This is a genomic window from Variovorax sp. FW305-3-2-15-B-LB1 (genome assembly GCF_058787635.1).
Window position 1 is genome coordinate 1 of the sequence record NZ_JBYSZY010000061.1, and the last position, 23649, is coordinate 23649.

At 67.5% G+C, this 23649-nt stretch carries 21 protein-coding genes; 15 read left to right on the forward strand and 6 right to left on the reverse strand.

Features of this window, described 5'->3' with window-relative positions; translation table 11 throughout:
• Positions 1-86: 86 nt before the first annotated feature.
• The 3 genes from AC3WQR_RS26700 to AC3WQR_RS26710 all read right to left on the reverse strand — a co-directional run bounded on the left by AC3WQR_RS26700 (position 87) and on the right by AC3WQR_RS26710 (position 4065).
• Positions 87-1811 carry a putative 2-aminoethylphosphonate ABC transporter permease subunit gene (locus tag AC3WQR_RS26700; RefSeq protein ID WP_492734524.1) on the reverse strand — a complete coding sequence of 575 codons (1725 nt, stop codon included), beginning with the start codon at positions 1809-1811 and terminating at the stop codon, positions 87-89.
• Positions 1808-2950, reverse strand: coding sequence for a putative 2-aminoethylphosphonate ABC transporter ATP-binding protein (locus AC3WQR_RS26705; protein WP_390345573.1), 1143 nt, complete (start codon positions 2948-2950; stop codon positions 1808-1810). Before AC3WQR_RS26705 ends, AC3WQR_RS26700 begins: the two co-directional genes overlap by 4 nt.
• Before the next feature lie 77 nt (positions 2951-3027).
• Positions 3028-4065, reverse strand: coding sequence for a putative 2-aminoethylphosphonate ABC transporter substrate-binding protein (locus AC3WQR_RS26710; protein ID WP_390345571.1), 1038 nt, complete (start codon positions 4063-4065; stop codon positions 3028-3030).
• 160 nt (positions 4066-4225) lie between these two features.
• Between AC3WQR_RS26710 and AC3WQR_RS26715 the strand changes: the two genes are divergently transcribed.
• From AC3WQR_RS26715 to AC3WQR_RS26735, 5 genes are read left to right on the forward strand one after another with little or no spacing between them, the layout of a single operon-like run.
• Positions 4226-4972, forward strand: a complete 747-nt coding sequence (locus AC3WQR_RS26715) for a phosphonate utilization associated transcriptional regulator (protein ID WP_070061830.1) — start codon at positions 4226-4228, stop codon at positions 4970-4972.
• Between the two features lies 1 nt (position 4973).
• Complete coding sequence (gene phnA / locus AC3WQR_RS26720; RefSeq protein ID WP_492744789.1) at positions 4974-6200, forward strand: phosphonoacetate hydrolase; 1227 nt, start codon at positions 4974-4976, stop codon at positions 6198-6200.
• Between the two features lie 21 nt (positions 6201-6221).
• Entirely contained in the window at positions 6222-7670 is a 1449-nt protein-coding gene (gene phnY / locus AC3WQR_RS26725) for a phosphonoacetaldehyde dehydrogenase (protein WP_062468776.1), read from the forward strand.
• A 2-nt stretch (positions 7671-7672) separates the two neighbouring features.
• Entirely contained in the window at positions 7673-8245 is a 573-nt protein-coding gene (locus AC3WQR_RS26730; protein WP_070063972.1) for a phosphonate degradation HD-domain oxygenase, read from the forward strand.
• 9 nt (positions 8246-8254) lie between these two features.
• On the forward strand, positions 8255-9643 hold the full coding sequence (locus AC3WQR_RS26735; RefSeq protein WP_492744792.1) for an FAD-dependent oxidoreductase: 1389 nt from the start codon (positions 8255-8257) through the stop codon (positions 9641-9643).
• 18 nt (positions 9644-9661) lie between these two features.
• Here AC3WQR_RS26735 and AC3WQR_RS26740 read toward each other — a convergent pair whose 3' ends face one another.
• Positions 9662-11179, reverse strand: a complete 1518-nt coding sequence (locus AC3WQR_RS26740; protein WP_095946858.1) for a CoA-acylating methylmalonate-semialdehyde dehydrogenase — start codon at positions 11177-11179, stop codon at positions 9662-9664.
• A gap of 22 nt (positions 11180-11201) precedes the next feature.
• Complete coding sequence (gene aptA / locus AC3WQR_RS26745) at positions 11202-12557, reverse strand: omega-aminotransferase AptA (RefSeq protein WP_095744314.1); 1356 nt, start codon at positions 12555-12557, stop codon at positions 11202-11204.
• A gap of 107 nt (positions 12558-12664) precedes the next feature.
• Here aptA and AC3WQR_RS26750 point away from each other — a divergent pair, with 107 nt between their 5' ends.
• Entirely contained in the window at positions 12665-13645 is a 981-nt protein-coding gene (locus tag AC3WQR_RS26750; RefSeq protein ID WP_492744797.1) for a LysR family transcriptional regulator, read from the forward strand.
• A 20-nt stretch (positions 13646-13665) separates the two neighbouring features.
• Positions 13666-14124, forward strand: coding sequence for a GNAT family N-acetyltransferase (locus AC3WQR_RS26755; protein ID WP_492744799.1), 459 nt, complete (start codon positions 13666-13668; stop codon positions 14122-14124).
• 12 nt (positions 14125-14136) lie between these two features.
• On the opposite strand, the gene AC3WQR_RS26760 is transcribed toward AC3WQR_RS26755, so the two are convergent.
• Entirely contained in the window at positions 14137-14901 is a 765-nt protein-coding gene (locus tag AC3WQR_RS26760) for a FadR/GntR family transcriptional regulator (RefSeq protein WP_062468755.1), read from the reverse strand.
• A gap of 214 nt (positions 14902-15115) precedes the next feature.
• Here AC3WQR_RS26760 and AC3WQR_RS26765 point away from each other — a divergent pair, with 214 nt between their 5' ends.
• The 8 genes from AC3WQR_RS26765 (at position 15116) to AC3WQR_RS26800 (ending at position 23636) form a co-directional block, all read left to right on the forward strand.
• Positions 15116-16321 (forward strand): ABC transporter substrate-binding protein, encoded by a 1206-nt coding sequence (locus AC3WQR_RS26765; protein WP_492744802.1) that lies wholly within the window; start codon positions 15116-15118, stop codon positions 16319-16321.
• An 88-nt stretch (positions 16322-16409) separates the two neighbouring features.
• On the forward strand, positions 16410-17270 hold the full coding sequence (locus AC3WQR_RS26770; protein ID WP_095744319.1) for a branched-chain amino acid ABC transporter permease: 861 nt from the start codon (positions 16410-16412) through the stop codon (positions 17268-17270).
• Positions 17271-17277: 7 nt separating this feature from the next.
• Complete coding sequence (locus tag AC3WQR_RS26775) at positions 17278-18237, forward strand: branched-chain amino acid ABC transporter permease (protein WP_159274612.1); 960 nt, start codon at positions 17278-17280, stop codon at positions 18235-18237.
• Positions 18234-19001 carry an ABC transporter ATP-binding protein gene (locus tag AC3WQR_RS26780; protein WP_492744804.1) on the forward strand — a complete coding sequence of 256 codons (768 nt, stop codon included), beginning with the start codon at positions 18234-18236 and terminating at the stop codon, positions 18999-19001. The genes AC3WQR_RS26775 and AC3WQR_RS26780 overlap by 4 nt, the downstream gene beginning before the upstream one ends.
• Positions 18998-19705, forward strand: a complete 708-nt coding sequence (locus tag AC3WQR_RS26785) for an ABC transporter ATP-binding protein (protein ID WP_070063982.1) — start codon at positions 18998-19000, stop codon at positions 19703-19705. Before AC3WQR_RS26780 ends, AC3WQR_RS26785 begins: the two co-directional genes overlap by 4 nt.
• A gap of 27 nt (positions 19706-19732) precedes the next feature.
• A complete protein-coding gene (locus AC3WQR_RS26790) occupies positions 19733-21013 on the forward strand; it encodes a Zn-dependent hydrolase (protein ID WP_492744806.1) in 1281 nt (426 codons plus the stop codon).
• Positions 21010-22146, forward strand: a complete 1137-nt coding sequence (locus AC3WQR_RS26795; protein WP_492744808.1) for an ABC transporter substrate-binding protein — start codon at positions 21010-21012, stop codon at positions 22144-22146. Before AC3WQR_RS26790 ends, AC3WQR_RS26795 begins: the two co-directional genes overlap by 4 nt.
• A complete protein-coding gene (locus AC3WQR_RS26800) occupies positions 22143-23636 on the forward strand; it encodes a M81 family metallopeptidase (protein WP_492744809.1) in 1494 nt (497 codons plus the stop codon). Before AC3WQR_RS26795 ends, AC3WQR_RS26800 begins: the two co-directional genes overlap by 4 nt.
• Positions 23637-23649: the final 13 nt, after the last annotated feature.

Below are 23649 nucleotides of genomic sequence, written 5' to 3' on the forward strand. Positions count from 1 at the left end.
GGCGTGAGCAGGATGGGGTGGGCGGCTTGACTCATGGTGTCTCCAGGCAGGGAAAGGAAATGAGGGGCGAGAGGTAAAGGGTTCGTTCAGCCGCGGCCGAGGTTGCGCCAGGCCTGCGTGCGTGCGAGCAGCACGCGGGTGAGCAGTGCGTAGGCGATGCACACCAGCGTCGAGGTGACGACGATCAGGCTGGCCAGCGCGGCGGCCGGGCCGATGTCGCCGGCGTCGTCCAGGTGCATGATCGCGACCGACGCGAGGATGGTCTCCGGCGTGTACAGGAAGATGGCGCACGACAGGCTGGCCATCGACACCACGAAGAAGTAGCGCCCGATGTCCAGGATGGCCGGCAGGCACACCGGCACCGTCACGCGCAGGAAGGTCTTGAAGAACGGCACCTTCAGCGAGGCCGACACGGCCTCGAACTCGTTGTCGATCTGCTTGAGCGCCGTCACCGCCGTGAGGTGGCTCGAGGTGTAGTAGTGCACCACCATCGAGATGACCAGGATCGCCATCGTCTGGTACAGGAAGTTCAGCGGGTTGGACGGATGGTTGAAGAACATCACGTAGCCCAGGCCCAGCACCAGGCCCGGCACCGCCATCGACAGCACCGCCATCAGGTGCATGCCCTTGCGCATGAGGCCCAGGTTGCGCGTCTTCTCGATCAGGTAGGCGCCCACGAACACGATGAGCGAGCCCGCCACCGCGGTGACCATGGCCACCAGCAGGCTGTTGCCGTAGGCGGCGGCCATGTCGCTTTCGACCAGCACGAAGTGGTAGTGCTTGAGCGTGAACGACAGGTCGTAGGGCCACAGCGAGATCGCCGAGGTGTAGATCGCCATGCCGATGGTCGCCAGCAGCAGGCTGCAGACCACGGTGCAGAACAGCGTGAGCAGCGCATCGGCCACCTTGCGGGGCTTGGGCGTGTAGGGCACCGAGCGCGCCGTGAGCTGTGCCTTCAGCTTGCGCCGCACCACGTAGTCGATCACGAACGAGATGATCGACGGAATGAGCAGCAGCATGCCCACCACCGCGCCGATGGAGAAGTTGTGCTGGCCGACCACCTGCTTGAACACGTCGACCGACAGCACGTTGAAGTTGCCGCCGATGACCTTGGGCGCGCCGAAGTCGCTCACCACGTAAGTGAAGACCACGGTGGCCGCGCTGATCAGGCCGTACTTGCACGAGGGCAGGGTGATCGTCATGAACTGGCGCAGGGGCCGCGTGCGCAGCGCGGTGGCCGCTTCGTACAGCCGGCCGTCGGCCAGCGACAGTGCGGTGACCAGGATCATCAGCGCGTGCGGGAAGGTGTTGTAGACCTCGGCCAGGATGATCCCGGGCGCGCCGTAGATCGAGGCGCCGCCCAGCAGGAACTTGAGTGCGCCCTGGTTGCCGAACCACTGCACGAACGAGATGGCCGACAGCAGCGAGGGCGCGAGCAGCGGAATGAGCGCGATGAGCCGGAACACCGCCTTCAGCGGCGCCGGCATGCGGCTGCGCGTGAGCGCGTAGGCGAACACGAAGGCCGTGGGCACCGAGATCATCACCACTGCGGCCGACACCCACACCGAGTTCCAGGCCGCGCGCAGCAGGCTCGGCGTCTGGAAGTAGGTGATGAAGTGGGCCAGGCCGACGAAGCGGCCGTTCTTGTCCTGCACCGCGTGGGCCAGGATGGTGAGCAGCGGCGCGATGAGGAACACGAACAGCATCGCCATCACCACGAACAGGATGGCGCGCGCGATGGTCTCGTCACGGCTCCAGCGCAGGGCGGGGCGTGCAGCGAGCACGGGGCGGGGATGTGCCAGCGTGTTCATGGCTTGGCGGTGCGCGCGGCAAAGGCGCGGATGCGGTTGGCGCGCAAGGCGATGTCGATGGTGTTGCCTTCGCGGATGTCCAGGTCGTGCAGCTGGTTCAGTGAGAAGTGCAGGCCCAGCGTCTGGCCGTGCAGCGCGTCGGCCGTGACTTCGGCAATGCACAGGCCGCCCAGGAACTCGACCTTCGTGACCTTCGCCTGCAGGCGGTTGGGCGTGTCCTCGCGCAGGTGTTCCACCGCGCGGTCTTCGGGCCGCAGATACAGGTTGACGGCGTCGCCGGGCTCGAAGGCGCCGTCGCAGGCGTCGCACTGCAGCTCCATGTCGCCGACCTGGAAGCGCTGGTTGCCCAGCGCCATCGCGCGCAGCACGTTGACCTTGCCCACGAAGTCGGCCACGAAGGGCGTGGCCGGCTGCTCGTAGATTTCCATCGGCGTGCCGACCTGCTCGATCACGCCGTGGTTCATCACCACGATGCGGTCGGCCATCGAGAGCGCTTCTTCCTGGTCGTGCGTGACCATGATGGTCGTGATGCCGACCTGCTTCTGCAGCCGGCGGATCTCGCCGCGCAGGCGGATGCGCTCCAGCGCGTCGAGCGCCGACAGCGGCTCGTCCAGCAGCAGCAGGCCGGGCCGCGTGGCGAGCGCGCGGGCCAGGGCCACGCGCTGTTGCTGGCCGCCCGAGAGCTGGCTCGGGTACTTGGCGCCCGAGGTCGGCAGGCCGACCAGCTTCAGCAGCTCGTCGACGCGCGTCTTGATCTCGCCCCGCTTCGCGCGGCTGTTGACGAGGCCGTAGCCCACGTTCTCGGCGATCGACAGGTTGGGAAAGAGCGCGTACGACTGGAACACGATGCCGTAGTCGCGCTTGTCCGGCGACAGCCACGAGACGTCCTTGCCGTTCTGCAGGATCTGCCCGGCGGTCTGTGTCTCCAGGCCCGCGATGATGCGCAGCAGCGTGGTCTTGCCGCAGCCCGAGGGGCCGAGAAAGCACAGCATCTCGCCCGGGTTCACGCGCAGGTGCACGTCGCGCAGCGCGCTGAAGGTCTCGAAGTCCTTGCGAACACCGACGATCTCGAGGGCCGCGGGCGGGGCCGAGGTGGGAGTCAACTGGCTGGCGATGAAGCGGGTGTCGGTCATGTCCATTTTTCGCACTCGTCGTTGGAGGGCGTCACCAGCTGCGGCGGCACCCTTGAATTGAAAACCGGGGGATGCCGTCGGGCTTACTTGGGTTCGGCCTTGCCTTCGTAGCGCTTGCTCCATTCGGCCAGGATGCGTTCGCGGTTCTTGGCGGCCCAGTTCAGGTCGTTCTTGGCCAGCAGCTTCTCGTAGTTCTCAGGGATGCCTTCGAGCTTGGAGACCACGCCCGGATAGGCGACCACCGCCCACCAGCGCGCGCTGATCTGGTTGGCTTCCTTGCTCGCCATCCAGTCGGCAAAGCGCTTGCCTTGCGCCAGCTTCGTGCTGGTCTTCATGAGGCTGGTGGCCTCGATGTCCCAGCCCAGGCCTTCCTTCGGAAAGATCAGGTCGACCGGCGCGCCCGACTTCTTCACCTGGTGCGCGCGGAACTCGAACGAGATGCCGATGGGGAACTCGCCCGCGCCCGCCTGCTTGCAGGGCTTGGAGCCCGAGTGCACGTACTGCGCGATGTTCTGGTGCAGCGCGTCCATGTACTTCCAGCCTTCGGCGTCGCCCATGTTCTGCAGCCAGTACGACACGTCGAGGTAGCCGGTGCCGCTGGAGGCGGGGTGCGGCATCGAGATCGTGCCCTTGTAGACGGGCTTGGTCAGGTCCTTCCAGCTCTCGGGCTTGGGCAGGCCGAGCTTCTTGGCCTCGACCGTGTTGAAGCAGATGGTGGCGGCCCACACGTCCATGCCGACCCAGGCGGGCGGGCGCGCGGCGTCGGAGTACGCGGGGTTCAGCTCCTTGAAGCCCTTGGGCTCATAAGGAAGCAGCATGCCTTCCTGCTGCAGCAGCGCCAGGCTGCTGGCGGCCAGGCCGGCCACCACGTCGGCCTGCGGGTTGGCTTTTTCGGCCAGCAGCTTGGCGGTGACGATGCCGGTGGAGTCGCGCACCCACTTCACCTCGATGTCGGGGTTGGCCTTCTCGAACGCGTCCTTGTAGAGCTTCATGGCGTCGGTCTCGAGCGCCGTGTAGACCAGGAGCGGCGTCTTTTGCGCCCACGCACTGCCGGACATGAGGCCGAGGGCCGCAACACACAGGGCGGCCGTGAGACGGCGCGTGCTTTGTTTCATCGTCATCTGTTTCTCCTGAAAGGCTGGCTGTCACTGAAGAAGGGTGAGGGCTGGCGCCGGCGCGAGGGTGGGCAACGCCATCCGGTGTTTGCAATGTAGGTTGCTGATTGATGACTGTCAATAAAAAATTGTTGACAGTTGACGATCCTTCGGGAAAATACGCCCCATGGTCACCAGCAATCACTCCGCCGCCCTCGCGTTCCTCCAGTCCAGCTCGCTGCCGATGCTGATGCAGGAAGAAATCGAGCGTTTGATCATGACGGGCGAGCTCCCCGTGGGCAGCCGCATCAACGAGAGCGAGCTCTCGCAGCGCTTCAACACCAGCCGCGGCCCGATCCGCGAGGCGTTGCGCGCGCTGGAAGAGGCGGGCCTCGTGCGCAACGAGAAGAACCGCGGTGTCTTCGTGCGAGAGATCGCGTTCGAGGAGGCCGACGAGATCTACGAGCTGCGCGAGGCGCTGGAAGAAATCATCGGCCGGCGCGTGGCCCTGGCCATCCAGCCCGACGCGGTGGAGCGCCTGCGCGCCATGGTCGACGCCATGCGCTCGGCGGCCCAGGCGCAGGACGTGGAGCAGTACGCGCAGCTCAACCTGCAGTTCCACGAGATCCTGCTCGACACCGCCGGCAGCAAGAAGCTCACCGAAACCTACAAGCGGCTCGTCAAGGAGCTGCACCTTTTCAGAATGCGCGCGCTCGACAGCGGCGGCGGCCTGCGGGTCTCGGCCGACGAGCACAGCCACATCGTCGACGCCATTGCCAGCGGCAACCCCGACACGGCAGGGCGCGCGCTGCGCGAACACGTGGCCGGCAGCCGCGCACGCATGCACAAGGCCTTCGGCCGCATCGACGCCGATGCGGCCACCTCCAGCAACACCACCGCTACCCCGAACCACCCACCCCAAAAGGAAGTCTGAAATGACACCGGAGACACTTGAAGTCAATGCCAGGAGCTATCGCTGGATGGCGCGTCCGATCGTGGTCGTGTGCGTGGACGGCTGCGAGCCGGCCTACCTCGACGCGGCCATTGCGGCCGGCGTGGCGCCCTACATCGCCCGCATGCGCAAGGACGGTGCCGACCTGCTCGCCGACTGCGTCGTGCCCTCGTTCACCAACCCCAACAACCTGTCGATCGTGACCGGTGCACCGCCCGCGGTGCACGGCATCTGCGGCAACTACTTCTTCGACCGCGAGCTGGGCCAGGAAGTGATGATGAACGACCCCAAGTACCTGCGCGCCGGCACCGTGCTGGCTGCGTTTGCAGATGCGGGCGCCAAGCTGGCGGTGGTCACGGCCAAGGACAAGCTGCGCAAGCTGCTGGGCCACAAGATGAAGGGCATCTGCTTCTCGTCCGAGAAGTCGGACCAGGTGACGATGGAAGAGAACGGCATCGACAGCGTGCTCGACATGGTCGGCATGCCGGTGCCTTCGGTCTACAGCGCAGAGCTGTCGGAGTTCGTGTTCGCCGCCGGCGTGAAGCTGATGGAATCGCAGCGTCCCGACCTCATGTACCTGTCGACCACCGACTACGTGCAGCACAAGGCCGCGCCGGGCAGCCCCGCCGCCAACGCGTTCTACCAAATGATGGACGGCTACCTCGCGCAGCTGGATGCACTGGGCGCCACCATCGTGCTCACGGCCGACCACGGCATGAACGACAAGCATGGCGCGGACGGTTCGCCGAACGTGATCTACCTGCAGGACGTGCTCGACGGCTGGTACGGCGCTGAAAAGGCCCGCGTGATCCTGCCGATCACCGACCCCTACGTGGTGCACCACGGCGCGCTCGGCTCCTTCGCCACCGTGTACGCACCCGACGAAGCCAGCGTGCCGGGCTGGATCGAACGCATCAAGGGCATTCCGGGCATGGAGCTCGTGCTCTCGCGCGCCGAGGCCGCCAAGCGCTTCGAGCTGCCGCCGGACCGCATCGGCGACATCGTGGTGGTGAGCGAGCAAAGCACCGTCATCGGCACCTCGGCCACGCGACATGACCTCACGGCCCTCGAAGTGCCGCTGCGCTCGCACGGCGGTGTGTCGGAGCAGAAGGTGCCGCTGATCTGCAATCGCCCGGTCGAAGGTATTGCCGCCGGCCGCCGGCTGCGCAACTTCGATGCGCTCGACCTCGCCCTGAACCACGCACGCTGAAGCCACACGGAGCAAGCACCCATGAGCCAAGCCATCCTGAAGCCAGGCACCGTCCACCGCGAAGCCCTGCGCATCGCCGGCGAGAAAGTCCACCGCGACCGCACCATCGAGGTCACCTACCCCTACACCGGCGAGGTGATCGCCACCGTGCCCAAGGCCACGCTGGACGACGTGCGCAATGCCCTGCGCATCGCCCGCGACTACAAGCCCACGCTCACGCGCTACGAGCGCTACAAGATCCTCATGCGCGCCGGCGAGATCATCGCCTCGCGCCTGGATGAAATGTCGCGCACCATCACGCTCGAATCGGGCCTGTCGCGCAAGGACTCGCTGTACGAAGTGGGCCGCGCCTCCGACGTGCTGCTGTTCGCCGCCAACCAGGCGCTGGTGGACGACGGCCAGGTGTTCTCCTGCGACCTCACGCACCACGGCAAGAGTCGCAAGGTCTACACGATGCGCGAGCCGCTGCTGGGCGCCATCACCGCCATCACGCCGTTCAACCACCCGCTGAACCAGGTGATCCACAAGGTGGCGCCGGCCATTGCGACCAACAACCGCATCGTGCTGAAACCCAGCGAGAAGACGCCGCTCACGGCCTTCCTGCTGGCCGACATCCTGTACGAGGCCGGACTGCCGCCGCAGATGCTGTCGGTGCTCACGGGCGACCCCAAGGAAATCGCCGACGAGCTGCTGACCAATGCCGATGTCGACCTCGTCACCTTCACGGGTGGCGTGCCCATCGGCAAGTACATCGCGGGCAAGGCCACCTACAAGCGCCAGATCCTGGAGCTGGGCGGCAACGACCCGATCATCGTGATGGAAGACGCGGACATCGAGGAGGCTGCGACGCTGGCTGCCAACGGGTCTTACAAGAACTCGGGGCAGCGCTGCACGGCGGTGAAGCGCATGCTGGTGCACGAGGCCGTTGCGGATCGCTTCGTCGAGCTGCTGGTCGAGAAGACCCGCGCACTGAAGTACGGCGACCCGATGGACCCCGACACCGACATGGGCACCGTGATCGATGAAGCGGCTGCGAAGCAGTTCGAGGCTGTGGTCAACGAAGCCATCGCAGCCGGTGCGAAGCTCCTGTATGGCAACGAACGCCGCGGCGCGCTGTACTCGCCCACCGTGCTCGACCACGTCGACCCCGAGATGACCGTCGCCAAGCACGAGACCTTCGGCCCCGTGTCGCCGGTGATCCGTTTCAAGAACATCGACGAGGCGATCCGCATCTCCAACGGCACGGCCTACGGCCTGTCGTCGTCGATCTGCACCAACCGCCTGGACTACATCACGCGCTTCATCCGCGAGCTGAACGTGGGCAGCGTCAATGTGCGCGAGGTGCCCGGCTACCGCCTGGAGCTCACGCCCTTCGGCGGCATCAAGGACTCGGGCCTGGGCTACAAGGAAGGCGTGCTCGAGGCGATGAAAAGCTTCACCAACACCAAGACCTACTCGCTGCCCTGGTAACCATGAGCCTCAGCATCCCCGACATCGTCGGCCTCTTCGAGACCAAGGGCCATGCGCAGTACGACGGCGAGCCGGTCACGCAGCTGGAGCACGCGCTGCAGTCCGCGCACCTGGCCGAGCAGGAGGGCGCGGACAGTGCGCTGATCGCCGCCGCCCTGCTGCACGACCTGGGCCACCTGCTGCACGACTTCGGCGGCACGCCGACGCAACAGGGCCTGGACGACCTGCATCAGTACCGCTGCCTGCCGTTCCTGCGCGCGCTGTTCGGTCCGGCCACGCTGGAACCGATCCGGTTGCACGTGGACGCCAAGCGCTTCCTGTGCGCGCGCGTGCCCGGCTACCTGGAGGCGCTGTCGCCCGACTCGAAGCGCAGCCTGCAACTGCAGGGCGGCGTCTTCGACGAGGCACAGGCCAAGGCTTTCGAGACGCTGCCGTATGCAATGGACGCAGTGCGCCTGCGGCAGTGGGACGACACGGCCAAGCTGGCCGATGCCGACATGCCCGGCCTCGCGCACTTCGTGCGCCACCTCGAGATCAGTTCCGCCGAACACCGGCAAGCCCTCACCACCGCTTAAGGCACACGGATGCGCCCCTTCTGGATCGAACAAGCGCTCTTCAACGATGGCGATCTGGCACCGGCGCTGCAAGGCGAAACCACCGCCGACGTCTGCATCGTCGGCGGTGGCTTCACCGGCCTGTGGACGGCCATCCAGGCCAAGCTGCAGGCGCCCGCGCTCGACATCGTCATTCTCGAAAGCGACCTGTGCGGCGCCGGCGCGAGCGGGCGCAACGGCGGTTGCCTGCTCACCTGGTCGGCCAAGTTCCTGACCCTGCGGCGGCTGTTCGGCGAAGACGAGGCGGTGCGCCTCGTGAAGGCGTCGGAAGCGGCGGTGGGGCACATCGCCGACTTCTGCGCGGCGCACGGCATCGACGCCGAACTTCGGCGCGACGGCACGCTCTACACCGCGACCTCGCAGGCGCAGATCGGCACGCTCGATCCGATGATGCAGGCGCTGGAGGCGCGCGGCATCCACTCGTACCACGCGCTGCCACCCGACGAGGTGGCGCGGCGCTCGGGCTCGGCGCGCAACCTGGCCGGCGTGTACTCGCCGATCGCCGCCACCGTGCACCCGGGCAAGCTGGTGCGCGGGCTGCGGCGCGTGGCGCTGGCCATGGGCATCCGCATCCACGAGCGCACGCCCATGCTCGACTTCAGCACCGACCAGCCCGTGCTGGTGCACACGCCCACCGGCCGCGTGCGCGCGAAGAAACTGGTGCTCGCGATGAACGCGTGGATGGCCAGCCGCTTCCCGCAGTTCGAGCGGACCATCGCCATCGTGTCGAGCGACATGATCATCACCGAGCGCTGCCCCGAGCTGCTGCAGCAGATCGGGCTGACCGACGGTGTGTCGGTGCTCGACTCGCGCACCTTCGTGTACTACTACCGCAGCACGGTCGACGGCCGCATCATGCTGGGCAAGGGCGGCAACACCTTCGCCTGGGGCGGTCGCATGGCCAAGGTGTTCGACGAGCGCTCGCCGTACGAGGGCGAGCTCACGCAGGCCCTGCATTCGTTCTTCCCGGCATTGAGCAATACGCCGATCACCGCCAGCTGGAACGGCCCGTCCGACCGCTCGGTGACGGGCTTTCCGTTCTTCGGCAAGCTCGATGGCGCGCCGCACATCTACTACGGCTTCGGCTACTCGGGCAATGGGGTGGGGCCGACCTACATGGGTGGGCAGATCCTGTCGTCGCTGGTGCTCGACCAGGACAACGCATGGACGCGCAGCCCGATCACGGGCGGGCCGCTGGGCTACTTTCCGCCGGAGCCCATGCGCTATGTGGGCTCGATCGTCGTGCGCAACGCGATCCGCCGCAAGGAACGCGCTGAGGATGAGGACCGCCAGCCATGGCTGGTGGACCGCATGCTCAGCAAGCTCGCGAACGCCGCAGGCAAGGCCGACAAGGCCTGACCTGCGGGTGCCGCGATATCAGCGGTTCGACGGGAACGAGAACATCGTCCCTTCACGCACGCCGGCCGAGGGCCAACGCTGCGTGACGGTCTTGCGCTTGGTGTAGAAGCGCACGGCGTCGGGGCCGTAGGCGTGCAGGTCGCCGAACAGCGAACGCTTCCAGCCGCCGAACGAGTGGTACGCCACGGGCACCGGCAGCGGCACGTTGATGCCGACCATGCCGACCTGGATGTTGTCGCTGAACCAGCGCGCGGCCTCGCCGTCGCGCGTGAAGATGCAGGTGCCGTTGCCGTACTCGTGCGCATCGATCAGGTCCATGGCTTCCTGCAGCGTCTTCACGCGCACCACGCCGAGCACCGGGCCGAAGATTTCTTCCTGGTAGATCGTCATGCCGGGCTTCACGTGGTCGAACAGGCAGGCGCCCAGGTAGTAGCCGCCTTCGTGGCCTTCGACCTGGATGCTGCGGCCGTCGACCACCAGCTTGGCGCCGGCGGCCACGCCCGCGTCGACGAAGGCCTTGACCTTCTCGAAGTGCGGCTGGGTGACCAGCGGGCCCATGTCGTTGCCGTTGTCGGTGCCGGGGCCGACCTTCATCTTGGCGATCTCGACCTTCAGGCCCTCGACCACCGCGTCGGCCGTGGCGTCGCCCACGGCCACCACCAGCGGGATCGCCATGCAGCGCTCGCCGCACGAGCCATAGGCCGCGCCCATGAGCGCGCTCACGGCGTTGCCGATGTCGGCGTCGGGCATCACCACCGCGTGGTTCTTGGCGCCGCCGAGCGCCTGCACGCGCTTGCCGTGGGCCGTGCCCGTGGTGTAGATGTATTCGGCGATGGGCGTGGAGCCCACAAAGCTCACGGCCTTCACGCGGCGGTCGGTCAGCAGCGTGTCGACCGCTTCCTTGTCGCCGTTGACCACGTTCAGCACGCCCGGCGGCAGGCCGGCCTGCAGCGCGAGTTCGGCCATGAACAGCGTGGAGGAGGGCGTGCGCTCCGAGGGCTTGAGCACGAAGGTGTTGCCGCAGGCCACGGCCATCGGCCACATCCACAGCGGCACCATGACGGGGAAGTTGAACGGCGTGATGCCGGCCGCCACGCCCATGGCCTGGAACTCGCTCCACGAGTCGATCGACGGGCCGACGTTCTTGCTGTGCTCGCCCTTGAGCAGCTCGGGCACGTAGCTGGCGTACTCGACGTTCTCGATGCCGCGCTGCAGCTCGCCGTGCGCGTCGGCCAGCACCTTGCCGTGCTCGGCGGTGATGAGGGCGGCGATGGTGTCGGCGTTTTCCTCGAGCAGCGTCTTCAGGCGGCTCATCACGCGGGCGCGCTTGAGCGGCGGCGTGTTGCGCCAGGCCGGGAAGGCGGCCTGCGCCGAGGCGATGGCCTGCTCGACCGTGAGCTTGTCGGCGAGCGCCACGCTCTTGGCCGACAGGCCGGTGGCGGGGTCGAACACCGGCTGCACGCGGCTGCCGCCGCCGACGTGCTTGCCGTCGATGAAGTGGCCGATGGTGGCGGTGACGTTCTTGTCGTGTTGCATGTCTTCAGGTCTCGAAAGGGGATCAGTTGGTTTCTGCGAGGGCGTCTGCGAGCGCATTGACCATGCGGTCGATCTCGGCCTTCTCGGCGATGAACGGCGGTGCGAGCTGGATCGTGTCGCCGCCGTAGCGCACGTAGAAGCCCTTCTTCCAGCAGTTCATCGCGATCTCGTAGGGGCGGCGTGCCGGCTCGCCCGGCAGCGCGGCGATGGTGATGCCGGCGGCCAGGCCGTAGTTGCGGATGTCGGCGACGTGCTTGCTGCCCTTGAGGCTGTGCACGGCGTTCTCGAAGTGCGGGGCCAGCGTCTGCACGCGGCCGATCATGTCTTCCTTCTGCAGCACGTCGAGCGCGGCGATGCCGGCGGCGCAGGCCACGGGGTGTGCGCCGTAGGTGTAGCCGTGCGGGAACTCGAGCATGTACTCGGGGCCGCCGGCGGCCATGAAGGTGTCGTAGATGTCCTTGCTGGCCACCACGGCGCCCAGCGGCTGCGCGCCGTTGGTGACCTGCTTGGCGATGTTCATGATGTCGGGCGTGACGCCGAAGGCATCGGCGCCCGTGAGCGCGCCGCAGCGGCCGAACCCGGTGATCACTTCGTCGAAGATCAGCAGGATGTTGTTCGCCGTGCAGATGTCGCGCAGGCGCTTCAGGTAGCCCTTGGGCGGAATCACCACGCCGGCCGAACCGGCAAAGGGCTCCACGATCACGGCCGCGATGGTCGAGGCGTCGTGCAGCGCAATGAGGTCGAGCAGGCGGTCGGCCAGCTCGGCGCCGCTTTCGGGCATGCCGCGCGAGAAGGCATTGCTGGCCAGCTGCGTGTGCGGCAGGTGGTCGGCCTCGACGCCCTGGCCGAACAGCTTGCGGTTGGCCGCGATGCCGCCCACCGAAATGCCGCCGTAGTTCACGCCGTGGTAGCCCTTCTCGCGGCCGATGAGGCGCGTCTTGCCGGCCTGGCCCTTGGTGCGCCAGTAGGCGCGCGCCATCTTCAGCGAGGTGTCGGCGGCCTCGGAGCCCGAGCCGGTGAAGAACACGTAGTCCAGGCCGGCGGGCGTCAGTTCCTTGATCTTGTTGGCCAGCTCGAACGAGAGCGGGTGGCCGAACTGGAAGGCGGGCGAGTAGTCGAGCTTGGCGATCTGGCGGCTCACCGCCTCGGTGATCTCGGGGCGGCCGTGGCCCAGGCCCGAGCACCACAGGCCCGACAGGCCGTCGAAGATCTTGCGGCCGTCGTTGTCGGTGAAGTAGGCGCCCTTGGCCTCCACGATGATCCGCGGATCGGCCTTGAAGTTGCGGTTGCCGGTGTAGGGCATCCAGTGCGCCTCGAGCCAGGCGGCGTCGGTGCGCGCGGTGGGCGTGGGTTCGATGGCGGGTGTGGCGAGGGTCATGGCGCATCCCGCGCAGGGCGGGCTCCGGGGGGTGAAGGGATGCGCCGATTGTTCGCAACGCCTTCAGTGTGGAGAATGGCGCAATATCAATGTTCACTTGACGATCCATGCAAGTAAAGGCCAAGGCCTCGCCCGCCGACGAAACCGCTGCCCAGGGCACCCGCAACCGCGCCGTGCTGGGGCAGCTCAGCGACATGGACCTGCGCCTGCTCAAGGTGTTCAAGAGCGTGGTCGACTGCGGCGGCATGGCGGCGGCCGAGCTGGAGCTGAACATCGGCACCTCCACCGTGAGCCGCCACGTGAAAGACCTGGAAACCCGCCTGGGCCTGGTGCTGTGCCGGCGCGGCCGGGCGGGCTTTGCGCTCACGGCCGAGGGCCAGCGCGTGTACGACGAGACGCTGCGCCTGCTGGCCTCGGTCGACGCCTTTCGCGGCAGCATCGACGATATCCACAACCGCATGGGCGGGCAGCTCGACGTGGCGCTGTTCGACAAGACCGCGACCAACCCGAAGGCCCGCATCGGCCAGGCCATTGCCCGCTTCACCGAGATCGCGCCCGAGGTGAACCTGGCGGTGCACGTGGGCTCGATCAACGCCATCGAGCAGGGCGTGCTGGAGGGCAACTTCCAGATCGGCATCATCCCGGCGCACCGCAGCTCGAAGAGCCTGGTCTATGCCGACCTGTTCGACGAGACCATGCTGCTGTACTGCGGCCAGGGGCATCCGCTGTTCGACAGCCCGCACGGCAAGCTCACCTGGTCGAAGCTGGGCGAGCACCATTTCGCGGGGCTGGGGTACCACTCGCCGAACATGGAGCTGAGCCACCGGGCGCGGCTGTCGCGCAAGGCGACCGGGTTCGACCAGGAGGCGATTGCGACGCTGATCCTGTCGGGGCGCTTCCTGGGCTTCTTGCCCGACCACTACGCGCAGGTGTTCGAGCAGCGCGGGCTCATGAAGGCGGTGCTGCCGGCGCGCTTCAACTATGCGTGTCGGTTCGTGAGCCTGCTGCGGCGGTCGCCGAAGCCTTCACGGGCGGTGCTGGCGTTTCAGGCGTGCCTGGAGCAGGCGCATGGCGGTGCGAAGATCTGAAGGCACTGAAACCACCCCAGATGACCGAAACACCACCGCGTATTCGCCCTGCACTTGCGTCGGAACACCGGGCACTCGAAGACTTGCAGCGGCGCGCATCGCTCGCGAACCCCGGCGATCGCGAGGCGATTCAGTCCGACCCCGGCGCCATCGAACTGCCTCTGGCCCAGATCGTCGATGGCCGGGTGTTCGTGGCAGAGATCCATGGCGCGGTGGCGGGATTCGCTGTCGTGCTGCCCAACGATGACGGCAGCGCCGAACTCGATGGATTGTTCGTCGAGCCCGAGGCATGGCGTCGCGGCATCGGCAAGGCATTGGTCGCGCGCTGTGTCGAGATTTCCCGGCGCCAGGGTGCGTCGGCACTCGACGTCACCGGCAATCCGCACGCCGGGTCGTTCTACCTTCGATGCGGATTCGAGGCGAACGGCACTGTCGCCGTGCGCTTCGGCAGGGCCGAGCGGTTCCGCAAGGTCTTCTAGACCTTTGTGGTGCTATCGCTGTCCGCTGGGCAGCAACAAGTGCTTCGCCCCGATGTGCGCTTCCATCTCATGCATATGGTGCTCCGCATCCACCATGTGCTCCACCATCAGCCGCCGCACCTCGTCCGCATCTTCCTTGCGGTAGGCCGCCAGCAGCTGCGTGTGGTAGTCCACGTTGGTCTCGCCGAAGTGGTGGTGGTCCAGCGCCTTCTTGTAGACGACGAGGTCGCGCAGCAGGTCGTTGAGAAAGCGGCACATGAAGGACAGCACCGGATTGGGGCAAGCCTCGGCCAGCATCGTGTGGAAGGCCAGCTCGGCCTCGCGCTGGGTGCGCAGCTCGTCCTCGTTGGTCGGCTCGACGGTGCACAGGCGCACGTTGTCCTCGAGCCGCGCGAACTGCTCGGGCGTGAGCCGCCCGACCACGCTCACGGCCAGCTCGGGCTCCAGCGCCTTGCGCAGCTGGTAGATGTGGTGGCCGTCCAGGTGGTGAAAGTGCAGGAAGTTGCGCAGCGGCTCCGACGCATGGTCGACCGACACCTGCTGCAGGTACGCGCCGCCGCCGGGGCCGGTGCGGATCGAGATCAGCCCGCGCACCTCGAGCGCCTTCAGCGCCTCGCGCACCGTGCTCTTCGAATAGCCGAAGAGCTCGATCAGTTCCTTCTCGTTCGGTAGCCGGTCGCCGGGCTGCTTGCGCTCGGCAACGATCCATCGCTTGACGTCTTCGACGATGACGTCCGAGAGCTTTTGCCGCTTCGGAGGGTTGTGCCCCACTCTCATCAAAACGCTCCATCCATGCACATCGGGAGATGCGCGGGATGCGCAACAGCGCGCGATCTTAACGGCGTCATCGGCAGGGTCGGGTTGGGTTTGGGCACGGGGCTTGCTAACGGGTTTTTACCAACATATTAATCCTATTTATCCGCTTAAATTGCCGGCGATCGCAGGCACTGTGTTTTCTTCCCCACTTTCCACACCACGACCGGAGAACCCCATGCAACGCAGACAACTCCTTCAGCTGGCCGCCCTGTCGGCCGCCCCGGCCTCGCTCCTGATGAGCCGCTCGGTCTTCGCCCAGGCCACCGACGCGATCCGATTCGGTGCGCCGGTGCCCATGTCGGGTGCCTTCGCGGCCAACGGCAAGTTCGCCGACCTGGGCACCAAGCTGGCGATCGAGCAGTACGGCAAGGTGCTGAACCGGCCGCTGGCCTACACGGTGCTCGACACCGAGGGCAAGCCCGCCACGGCCGTGCGCAAGGTGCAGGAGGCCTCGCAGCAGCAGGGCGCGAAGTTCTTCGTGGGCGGCATCCTGTCGTCCGAGGCGCTGGCCATGGGCAAGGAGGCCGAGAAGGCCGGCGGCCTGTTCATCACCACTGCGGGCGCCGACGAAATCACCGGCAAGGACTGCAACCCCGCCACCTTCCGCTGGTCGGTGCCCACCTTCGGTGCCATCGAGCAGACGGTGCGCCCGCTGATCGCGTCGATGCCCAAGGCCAAGCGCTGGTACACGATCACGCCGCAGTACGTGTTCGGCGACGGCCTGCTGAGCGCGGCCAAGACCATCTTCCAGGAGAAGGGCATCGAGCACGTGGGCAACAGCTACCACTCGCTCAACGACAAGGAGTTCAGCGGCTACCTCACCAACGCGATGGCCGCCAAGCCCGACGTGCTGCTGCTGCTGAACTTCGGCGCGCAGTCGTCCGCCGCGCTGCGCCAGGCGGTGAGCTTCGGCATGCACAAGAACATGACGATCCTCATGGCCTGGGCCTCGGGCCTGGAGCAGTTCGACGAGCTGGGCGCCGACCTGTGCGACGGCGTCTACTTCGGTGCGCAGTACTGGCACACGGTCGACACGCCGCTCAACAAGGACCTGGTGAAGCGCACTGCCGACAAGCTCAAGATCGTGCCCAACTACAGCCTGGCCGGCTCGTACATCTGCACCAAGATCCTCATCGACGGCATCGTCAAGGCCGGCACGGTCGATCCGAAGGCGGTGGTCGCGGCGCTCGAAGGCATGAAGTTCGACGGCCTCACGGGCGTGGAAGAAATCCGCAAGGCCGACCACCAGGTCATCAAGGACTACTACCTGCTCAAGGGCAAGGCGAAGTCGAAGATGGCCAACCCGGCCGACTACGTGGACGTGGTGAGTTCCGGCAAGTCGTTCCTGCCGATCGACAAGACCGGCTGCAAGCTGGCCTGACGCCGCCCGGCTTCGCGCCGCGCCCGCGCCGTTTCGAGGCGCGGGCAGGGCGCGTGCCGCCTGCACGTTTGCCACCCCCACGACACCTATGTCCGTCTACCTGCTCCAGACCATCAACGGAATCGGCATCGGCATGCTGTATTTCCTGCTGGCCGTTGGCTTGTCCATCGTGTTCGGCCTGCTGCGCTTCGTGAATTTCGCGCACGGCGCTTTCTATCTGCTGGGCGCCTACCTGTGCTTCCAGGCCATGCAATGGGGGCTCAACTTTTGGGCCGCGCTCGTGCTGGTGCCGCTGTTCGTCGGCGCGCTCGGCTGGCTGGCCGAGAAGCTGCTGCTGCGCCGCGTGTATGCCAAGGCGCACGAGTTCCACATCCTCGTGACCGTGGGCCTGGCGCTCGCGGTGCAGGAGATCGTCATCGTGTTCTGGGGCCCGCTGGGCAACAGCGTGCCCACGCCCGACCTGCTGCAGGGCGTGGTGATGTGGGGCAGCTTCATCTATCCGAAGTACCGCCTCTTCGTGATCGGCTTCACCGCCGTGCTCGCGGTGGGGCTGTGGTGGGTGCTCGAGGGCACGCGCCTGGGCAGCGCGGTGCGCGCGGGCAGCGAATCGACCGAGATGGTCTCGTTGCTGGGCATCAACGTGTTCCGCGTGTTCAGCCTGGTGTTCGCGCTCGGCGCGGCCACGGCGGCGCTGGCCGGCGTGCTGGCCGCGCCCATCCGCGGGGCCGAGCCCTTCATGGGCGTCGAGGCGCTGGGCGTGGCCTTCGTGGTCGTGGTGATCGGCGGGCTCGGCAGCTTCAGCGGTGCGCTGGTCGGCGGCGTGCTGATCGGCATCGTGCAAAGCCTCATGAGCACCATCTGGCCGCCGGGGGCGAGCCTGATGATCTACATCGCGATGGGCGCCGTGCTGCTGCTGCGCCCGCATGGCCTGCTCGGCCGCAGAGGATGAACGCGCCATGCCAAAGAAATACACCTTCCTTCTGGCGCTGATCGTCGCGCTCGCGCTGCCGCTGTGCATGCGCTCGGGTTCGCTCGCGAGCGAAGTGCTCATCTACGCGCTCGCCGCCCTGGGCTGCAACCTGCTGCTGGGCTACACGGGGCTGCTCTCGTTCGGCCAGGGCATCTTCTTCGGGCTGGGCAGCTACACCATCGCGATCCTGCTCACGCGGCTGCAGTTGCCGATGCCGCTCGCCTTGCTCGCTGCCATCGGCATGGGCGCGCTGGGCGCGGCGGTGGTCGGCTGGGTCGCCATCCGCCAGCGCGGCACCTACTTCGTGATGCTCACGCTGGCCTTCGCGCAGATGTTCTATTTCATCGCCTACACGGCCTCGGGGCTCACGGGCGGCGACAACGGCCTGCTCGACGTGCCGCGCCCGGCCTTCATGGACACGCCGTGGAAGTACTACGCCTTCGTGGCGGTGATCTTCCTGGCCGCGTTCGCGCTGCTGCTCAAGGTGACCGACTCGGTCTTCGGCCGCACGCTGCTGGCCATCCGCGACAACGAGGACCGCGCCGCCGCCGTGGGCTACGACCTGAAGCGCTTCAAGCTGCTGGCCTTCGTGATCTCGGGCGCCGTCACGGGCCTGGCCGGCGGCCTGCACGCGATGATGACCGGCATCGCACCGCTGTCGAACGCCGAGTACCACACGAGCGAGATGATCCTGGTCATCACCGTGATCGGCGGCACCGGCAATCTCTTCGCCTCGGTGCTGGGCTCGGCCTTCTACGTGCTGCTGGCCGACTGGCTCTCCACGCTGTGGCCGCGCTGGCTGCTGCTGCTGGGCCTGCTGCTGATCGGCGTGAGCATCGGCATGCAACGCGGCCTCTGGGGCCTGGGCGAAAGCGCCTGGCGCCGGGTGTTCCGCAAGACGGCGGCCGAGGCCAAGGCGCCGGCCGTGCAAGGAGAACAGGCATGAGCGACATCCTCATCGAAGCCATCGGCGTCACCAAACACTACGGCAAGTTCGCCGCGCTCGGCGGGGTCGACCTGAAGATCAAGCGCAACACCGTGCACTCGGTGATCGGGCCCAACGGCGCGGGCAAGACCACGCTGTTCCACATGCTCACGGGCACCGGCACCACCACGGGCGGGCGCATCCTGTTCGACGGCCACGACGTGACGCGCGAGCCCGACCATCAACGCGTTCAGCGCGGCATGGCGCGCTCGTTCCAGGTCACGAGCCTGTTCCCCAGCCTGTCGGTGCGCGAGAACCTGCGCGTGGCGGCGCAGGGCATCGCGCCGCGCCAGGCCATGAACTGCTGGCGCGCACCCATCGGCGAGCGCGCCTGTGCCGACACGGTGGCCGAGGTGCTCGCGCGCATCGGCCTCGAACGGCTGGCCGACACGCCCGCCAGCGTGCTCTCGCACGGCCAGCAGCGCCGCCTCGAAGTGGGCATGGCGTTGGCTGCGAAGCCCAAGGCCATCTTCCTGGACGAGCCGACCTCGGGCATGGGCATCGACGACCTCGACGACATGAAGCATCTCATCCGTGGCCTGCGCGACGCGCACACCGTGGTGCTGATCGAGCACAACATGAACATCGTGATGGACATCTCCGACACCGTGACCGTCATGCAGCTGGGCCGCGTGCTGGCCGAGGGGCTGCCGGGCGACATCCGGTCCGACGCGCGCGTGCGCACCGCGTACCTGGGCAACATGATCACCGGAGGCAAGGCATGAGCAACATCCTCGAAGTCGAAGGCCTGCACGCGCACTACGGCAAGAGCCATGTGCTGCAGGGCGTGTCGCTCACGGTGGGCGAGGCCGAGCTGGTCACGCTGCTGGGCCGCAACGGCGCGGGCAAGTCGACCACGCTCAAGAGCATTGCCGGCGCCGTCACGCCCACGAAAGGGCGCGTGCGCTTCCAGGGCGCGGACATCGCGGGCCAGCCGCCGCACCGCATCGCCACGCGCGGCGTGTGCCTGGTGCCGGAGCACCGCGGCATCTTCAAGCTGCTCACGGTGGAAGAGAACCTGCTGCTCGGCCTGCGGCGCGACTCGCCCTGGCAGCTGGCCGACATCTACCGCATCTTTCCGCGCCTGAAGGAGCGCCGGCGCAACGGCGGCGGGCAGCTCTCGGGCGGCGAGCAGCAGATGCTGGCCATCGGCCGTGCGCTCATGAACCACCCGCGCCTGCTGATCCTCGACGAGCCCGTGGAAGGCCTGGCGCCGGTGATCGTGGAAGAGATCGTCGCGCAGCTCAAGACCATCAAGGCCGCGGGCGTGGCCATCCTGCTGGTCGAGCAGAACCTCGAGGTCTGCGTGCAGCTGGCCGACCGCCACTACATCGTGGAGCAGGGCGTGATCGTGCACGAGGCCGGCAACGCCGCCTTCATGGCCGACCACGACGTGAAAGACCGCTATCTGGGTGTTGGCCTTGCCTGAACCCGCCATTCATTCGTCGCAAAAACCATGAACACAACGAACGAACTTTCCGCCGCCACGGACGTGCGCGCCCTGCGCGTGAACGGCCAGCGCCTCTGGGACTCGCTGATGCAGCTCGCACAGCTCGGCGCCACCGAGAAGGGCGGCGTGTGCCGCATCGCGCTGACCGATCTCGACCGCCAGGGCCGCGACCTCTTCACGCGCTGGGCGCGCGAGGCCGGCTGCGAGGTGCGCGTGGACGCCATCGGCAACATCTTTGCGCGCCGCGCGGGCCGCAACAACGCGCTGCCGCCCATCACCACCGGCAGCCACATCGACACGCAGCCCACGGGCGGCAAGTTCGACGGCAACTACGGCGTGCTTGCCGGGCTGGAGGTGGTGCGCGCGCTGAACGATGCGGGCATCGAAACCGAAGCGCCGGTCGAGGTGGCGGTGTGGACCAACGAGGAAGGCTCGCGCTTCGTGCCCGTGATGATGGGCTCGGGCGTGTTCGCCGGCGCCTTCACGCTGGAGCACGCACTCGCGCAGCGCGACACCGAGGGCGTGAGCGTGGCCGAGGCGCTGTCCGCCATCGGCTACGCGGGCGCCGTGCCCGCCTCGGCGGCGGCGTCGCCGGTCGGCGCCTACTTCGAGGCGCACATCGAACAGGGCCCGGTGCTCGAAGCCAACGAGCGCGTCATCGGCGTGGTCGAGGGCGCGCTGGGCCAGCGCTGGTACGACGTGGTGGTGCAGGGCATGGAAGCCCACGCCGGCCCCACGCCGATGGAACTGCGCAAGGATGCGCTGCTGGCCGCCGCCGAACTCGTGGTCGAGGTGAACCGCATCGCGCTCGCGCATGCGCCGCACGGGCGCGGCACGGTCGGCTGGATCGACAACTACCCGAACTCGCGCAACGTGATTCCGGGCCGCGTGAAGCTCAGCGTCGACCTGCGCGCGGCCGACGACGTGGTGCTGTCGGCCATGGACGCGGCGCTGAAGGAAGCCGTGCAGCGCATCGCCACCAAAGGCAAGGTCGAGGCGACGGCCGAGCAGGTTGTGTACTTCCCGCCGCAGCCGTTCACGCCCGCGCTGGTGTCGGCCGTGCGCGAGGCCGCGCAGGACCAGGGCATGACGTGGATGAACGTGATCAGCGGCGCCGGCCACGACGCCGTGTACCTTGCGCGCGTGTGCCCCGCGGCGATGATCTTCGTGCCCTGCCTGGACGGCATCAGCCACAACGAGATCGAGGACGCGCAGCCCGACCACCTCGAAGCCGGCTGCAACGTGCTGCTGCAGGCGATGCTGCAGAGCGCGGGAGTGGCCGCGTGAAGGCGGCGCTTCGCCGCGTCGGCCTGCACTGCGTGCTGGCGATGGGCATGGTCGCGGCGTCGACGGCGGCCCTGGCGGCCGGAGAACCGATCCTGGTCGGCCAGTCCGCGGTGCTCACCGGCCCGTTCACGCCGAACAGCCTCGCGTTCATGGAAGGCCAGACGCTGTTCCTCGACCAGTTGAACAAGGCGGGCGGCGTCGGTGGCCGGCCCGTCAAGATGATCACCTACGACGACGCCTACATCCCCGAGAAGGCCGCGGCCAATGCCGAGAAGCTGCTCGGCACGGACCGCGTCGTCTGCCTGTTTGGAACCATGGGCACGGGCATCGGCGCGGCCATGGTGCCGGTGGCGGCGAAGTACGACAGCTTCATCTTCGGCGGGCTGACCGGCGCGGCGGTGCTGCGCGGGCCGAAGGTGCCGATCTACCACGTGCGGGAGTCGTATGCCGACGAGGTTTCGCGTGTGATGAACCACCTGACGACCGTGGGCCTGACGCGCATCGCCATCGTCTCCAGCGACGACGCCTACGGCAAGGGCATCGAGAAGGACGCGGTGGCCGCGCTCGAGAAGAACAAGCGGCCGGCCCTGCTGTCGCTGCGCTTCGATCCGAAGGAAAAGGACCATCCCGCCATCGCGCAGCAGGTCATCGCGAGCGGGGCGCAGGCGGTGTACGTCATCGCGGCCGGCACGCCGGCGATCAACATCATCCGCTCGCTGGTGGCTGCGCCCATCCATCCGCAGATCTACACGAACTCGGTGGCGAGCTCGTTCCTTCTGTACAAGGAACTCGGCGACAAGAGCCGCGGCATCGTGCTGTCGCAGGTGGTGCCGCCGTTCTGGAAGACGCGCTTTCCCATCGTCGACGAATACCAGCGTGCGAGGAAGGCCGCGGGCAGCGAAGGCGAAGGCTCCTACCTGGGGCTGGAGGGCTACATCACGGCCAAGGCCTTTGCCGAATCGCTGCAGCGCGTGAAGGGGCCGATCACCACCGAATCGCTGCGCCGCAGCATCGAGAACTCGCCGCCCATGAACCTGAATGGCTTCACGGTCGCGTTCCGTCCCGACAACCGCAACGGCTCCAGCTTTGGCGACATCACCATGCTGGGCAGCGCCGGAAAGTTTGCCCAATGAAAGTCCTGATCGCACGTCTCAACCACGAGACCAACACCTTCTCGCCCGTGCCCACGCCGCTCGCGGCCTTCGGGCCCGACGGCCCGACCTTCGGGGCGCAGGCCTACACCGACAACAAGGGCATGCGCACCGCGATGTCGGCCTTCATCGACCTGGCCGAAGCGGCGGGCGCGCAGCTCGTCACGCCGGTGTCGGCCTCGGCCAACCCGAGCGGGCCGGTCGATGCGCAGGCCTACACCACGCTCACGCAATGCATCGTCGATGCGGCGCCGGGCTGCGACGCGATCCTGCTCGACCTGCACGGCGCGATGGTGGCGCAGAACAGCACCGACGGCGAAGGCGACCTGCTGGTGCGCCTGCGCGCCGCCGCGCCCGGCGTGCCGATCGGCGTGGCGCTGGACCTGCACGCCAACGTGACGCCCGCGATGGTGGACAACGCCGACGTCATCGTCGGCTTCAAGACCTATCCGCACGTCGACATGTACGAGACCGGCGAGCACGCCGGCCGCCTGATGTTCGACCTGCTGGCCGGACGCAGCCAGCCGTACATGTGCTGGCGCCAGCTGCCGCTGATGGCGCACACGCTGCGCAGCGCCTCGTTCACCGGCGCGATGCAGCGGGCCATCGAGGCGGCGCGCGCGGCGGAGGAATCCGAGTCGCTGGCGGTGTCGATCCTGGCGGGCTTCTCGCTGTCGGACATCACGGCGCCGTGCATGAGCGTGATCGTGGTCGATGCGCAATCGCCCGCGCGCGCGCAGGCCACGGCCGACCGCATCGCGGCGCAGATGTGGGCCGAGCGCGAAGCCTTCATCTACCGCAGCGAGCCGCTGGCCGCGTCGGTTGCGCGCGCGAAACTCATCGCGGGCGGCGCGACGCGCCCGGTGCTGCTGCTCGACCATGGCGACAACTGCATGTCGGGCGGCAGCTGCGACACGATGGACGTGCTGCAGGAAGCGCTGGCGCAGGGCCTGGACGGCATCGGCGTCGGGCCGCTGTGCGACCCCGAGGCGGTGGCCGCGCTGGTCGCGGCGGGCGAGGGCACCGAGGTGACGGTGGCGCTGGGCAACAAGGTGTCGCTGGAAGGCATCGGCCTGAAGAAGACGCCGGTGCAGCTGACCGGCGTCGTGCGAACCATCAGCGACGGCGAGTACGTGATCACCGGCCCCACCTACACCGGCCAGCGCAGCAGCATGGGGCGCACTGTGCTGTTCGACATCGGCGCGGCGCGCATCGTCGTCACCGAGCGCACGCAGGAGCCGTGGGACATCGGCGTGTTCGAGTGCGCCGGGCTCGACCCGCGCAAGGAGCGTTTCCTGCTGCTGAAGTCGCGCATGTACTGCCGGCCGGTGTTCGAGCCGCTGTCGGCCGCGCTGGTGGAGTGCGACAGCCCGGGCGTGACCAGTTCCGACTACAGCCTGTTCCCGTTCAGCCAGGTGCGCCGGCCGGTGTTTCCGCTCGATGCGAACGCGTCGATGGACGCGCCGGCATAACCTGCCACGTCAT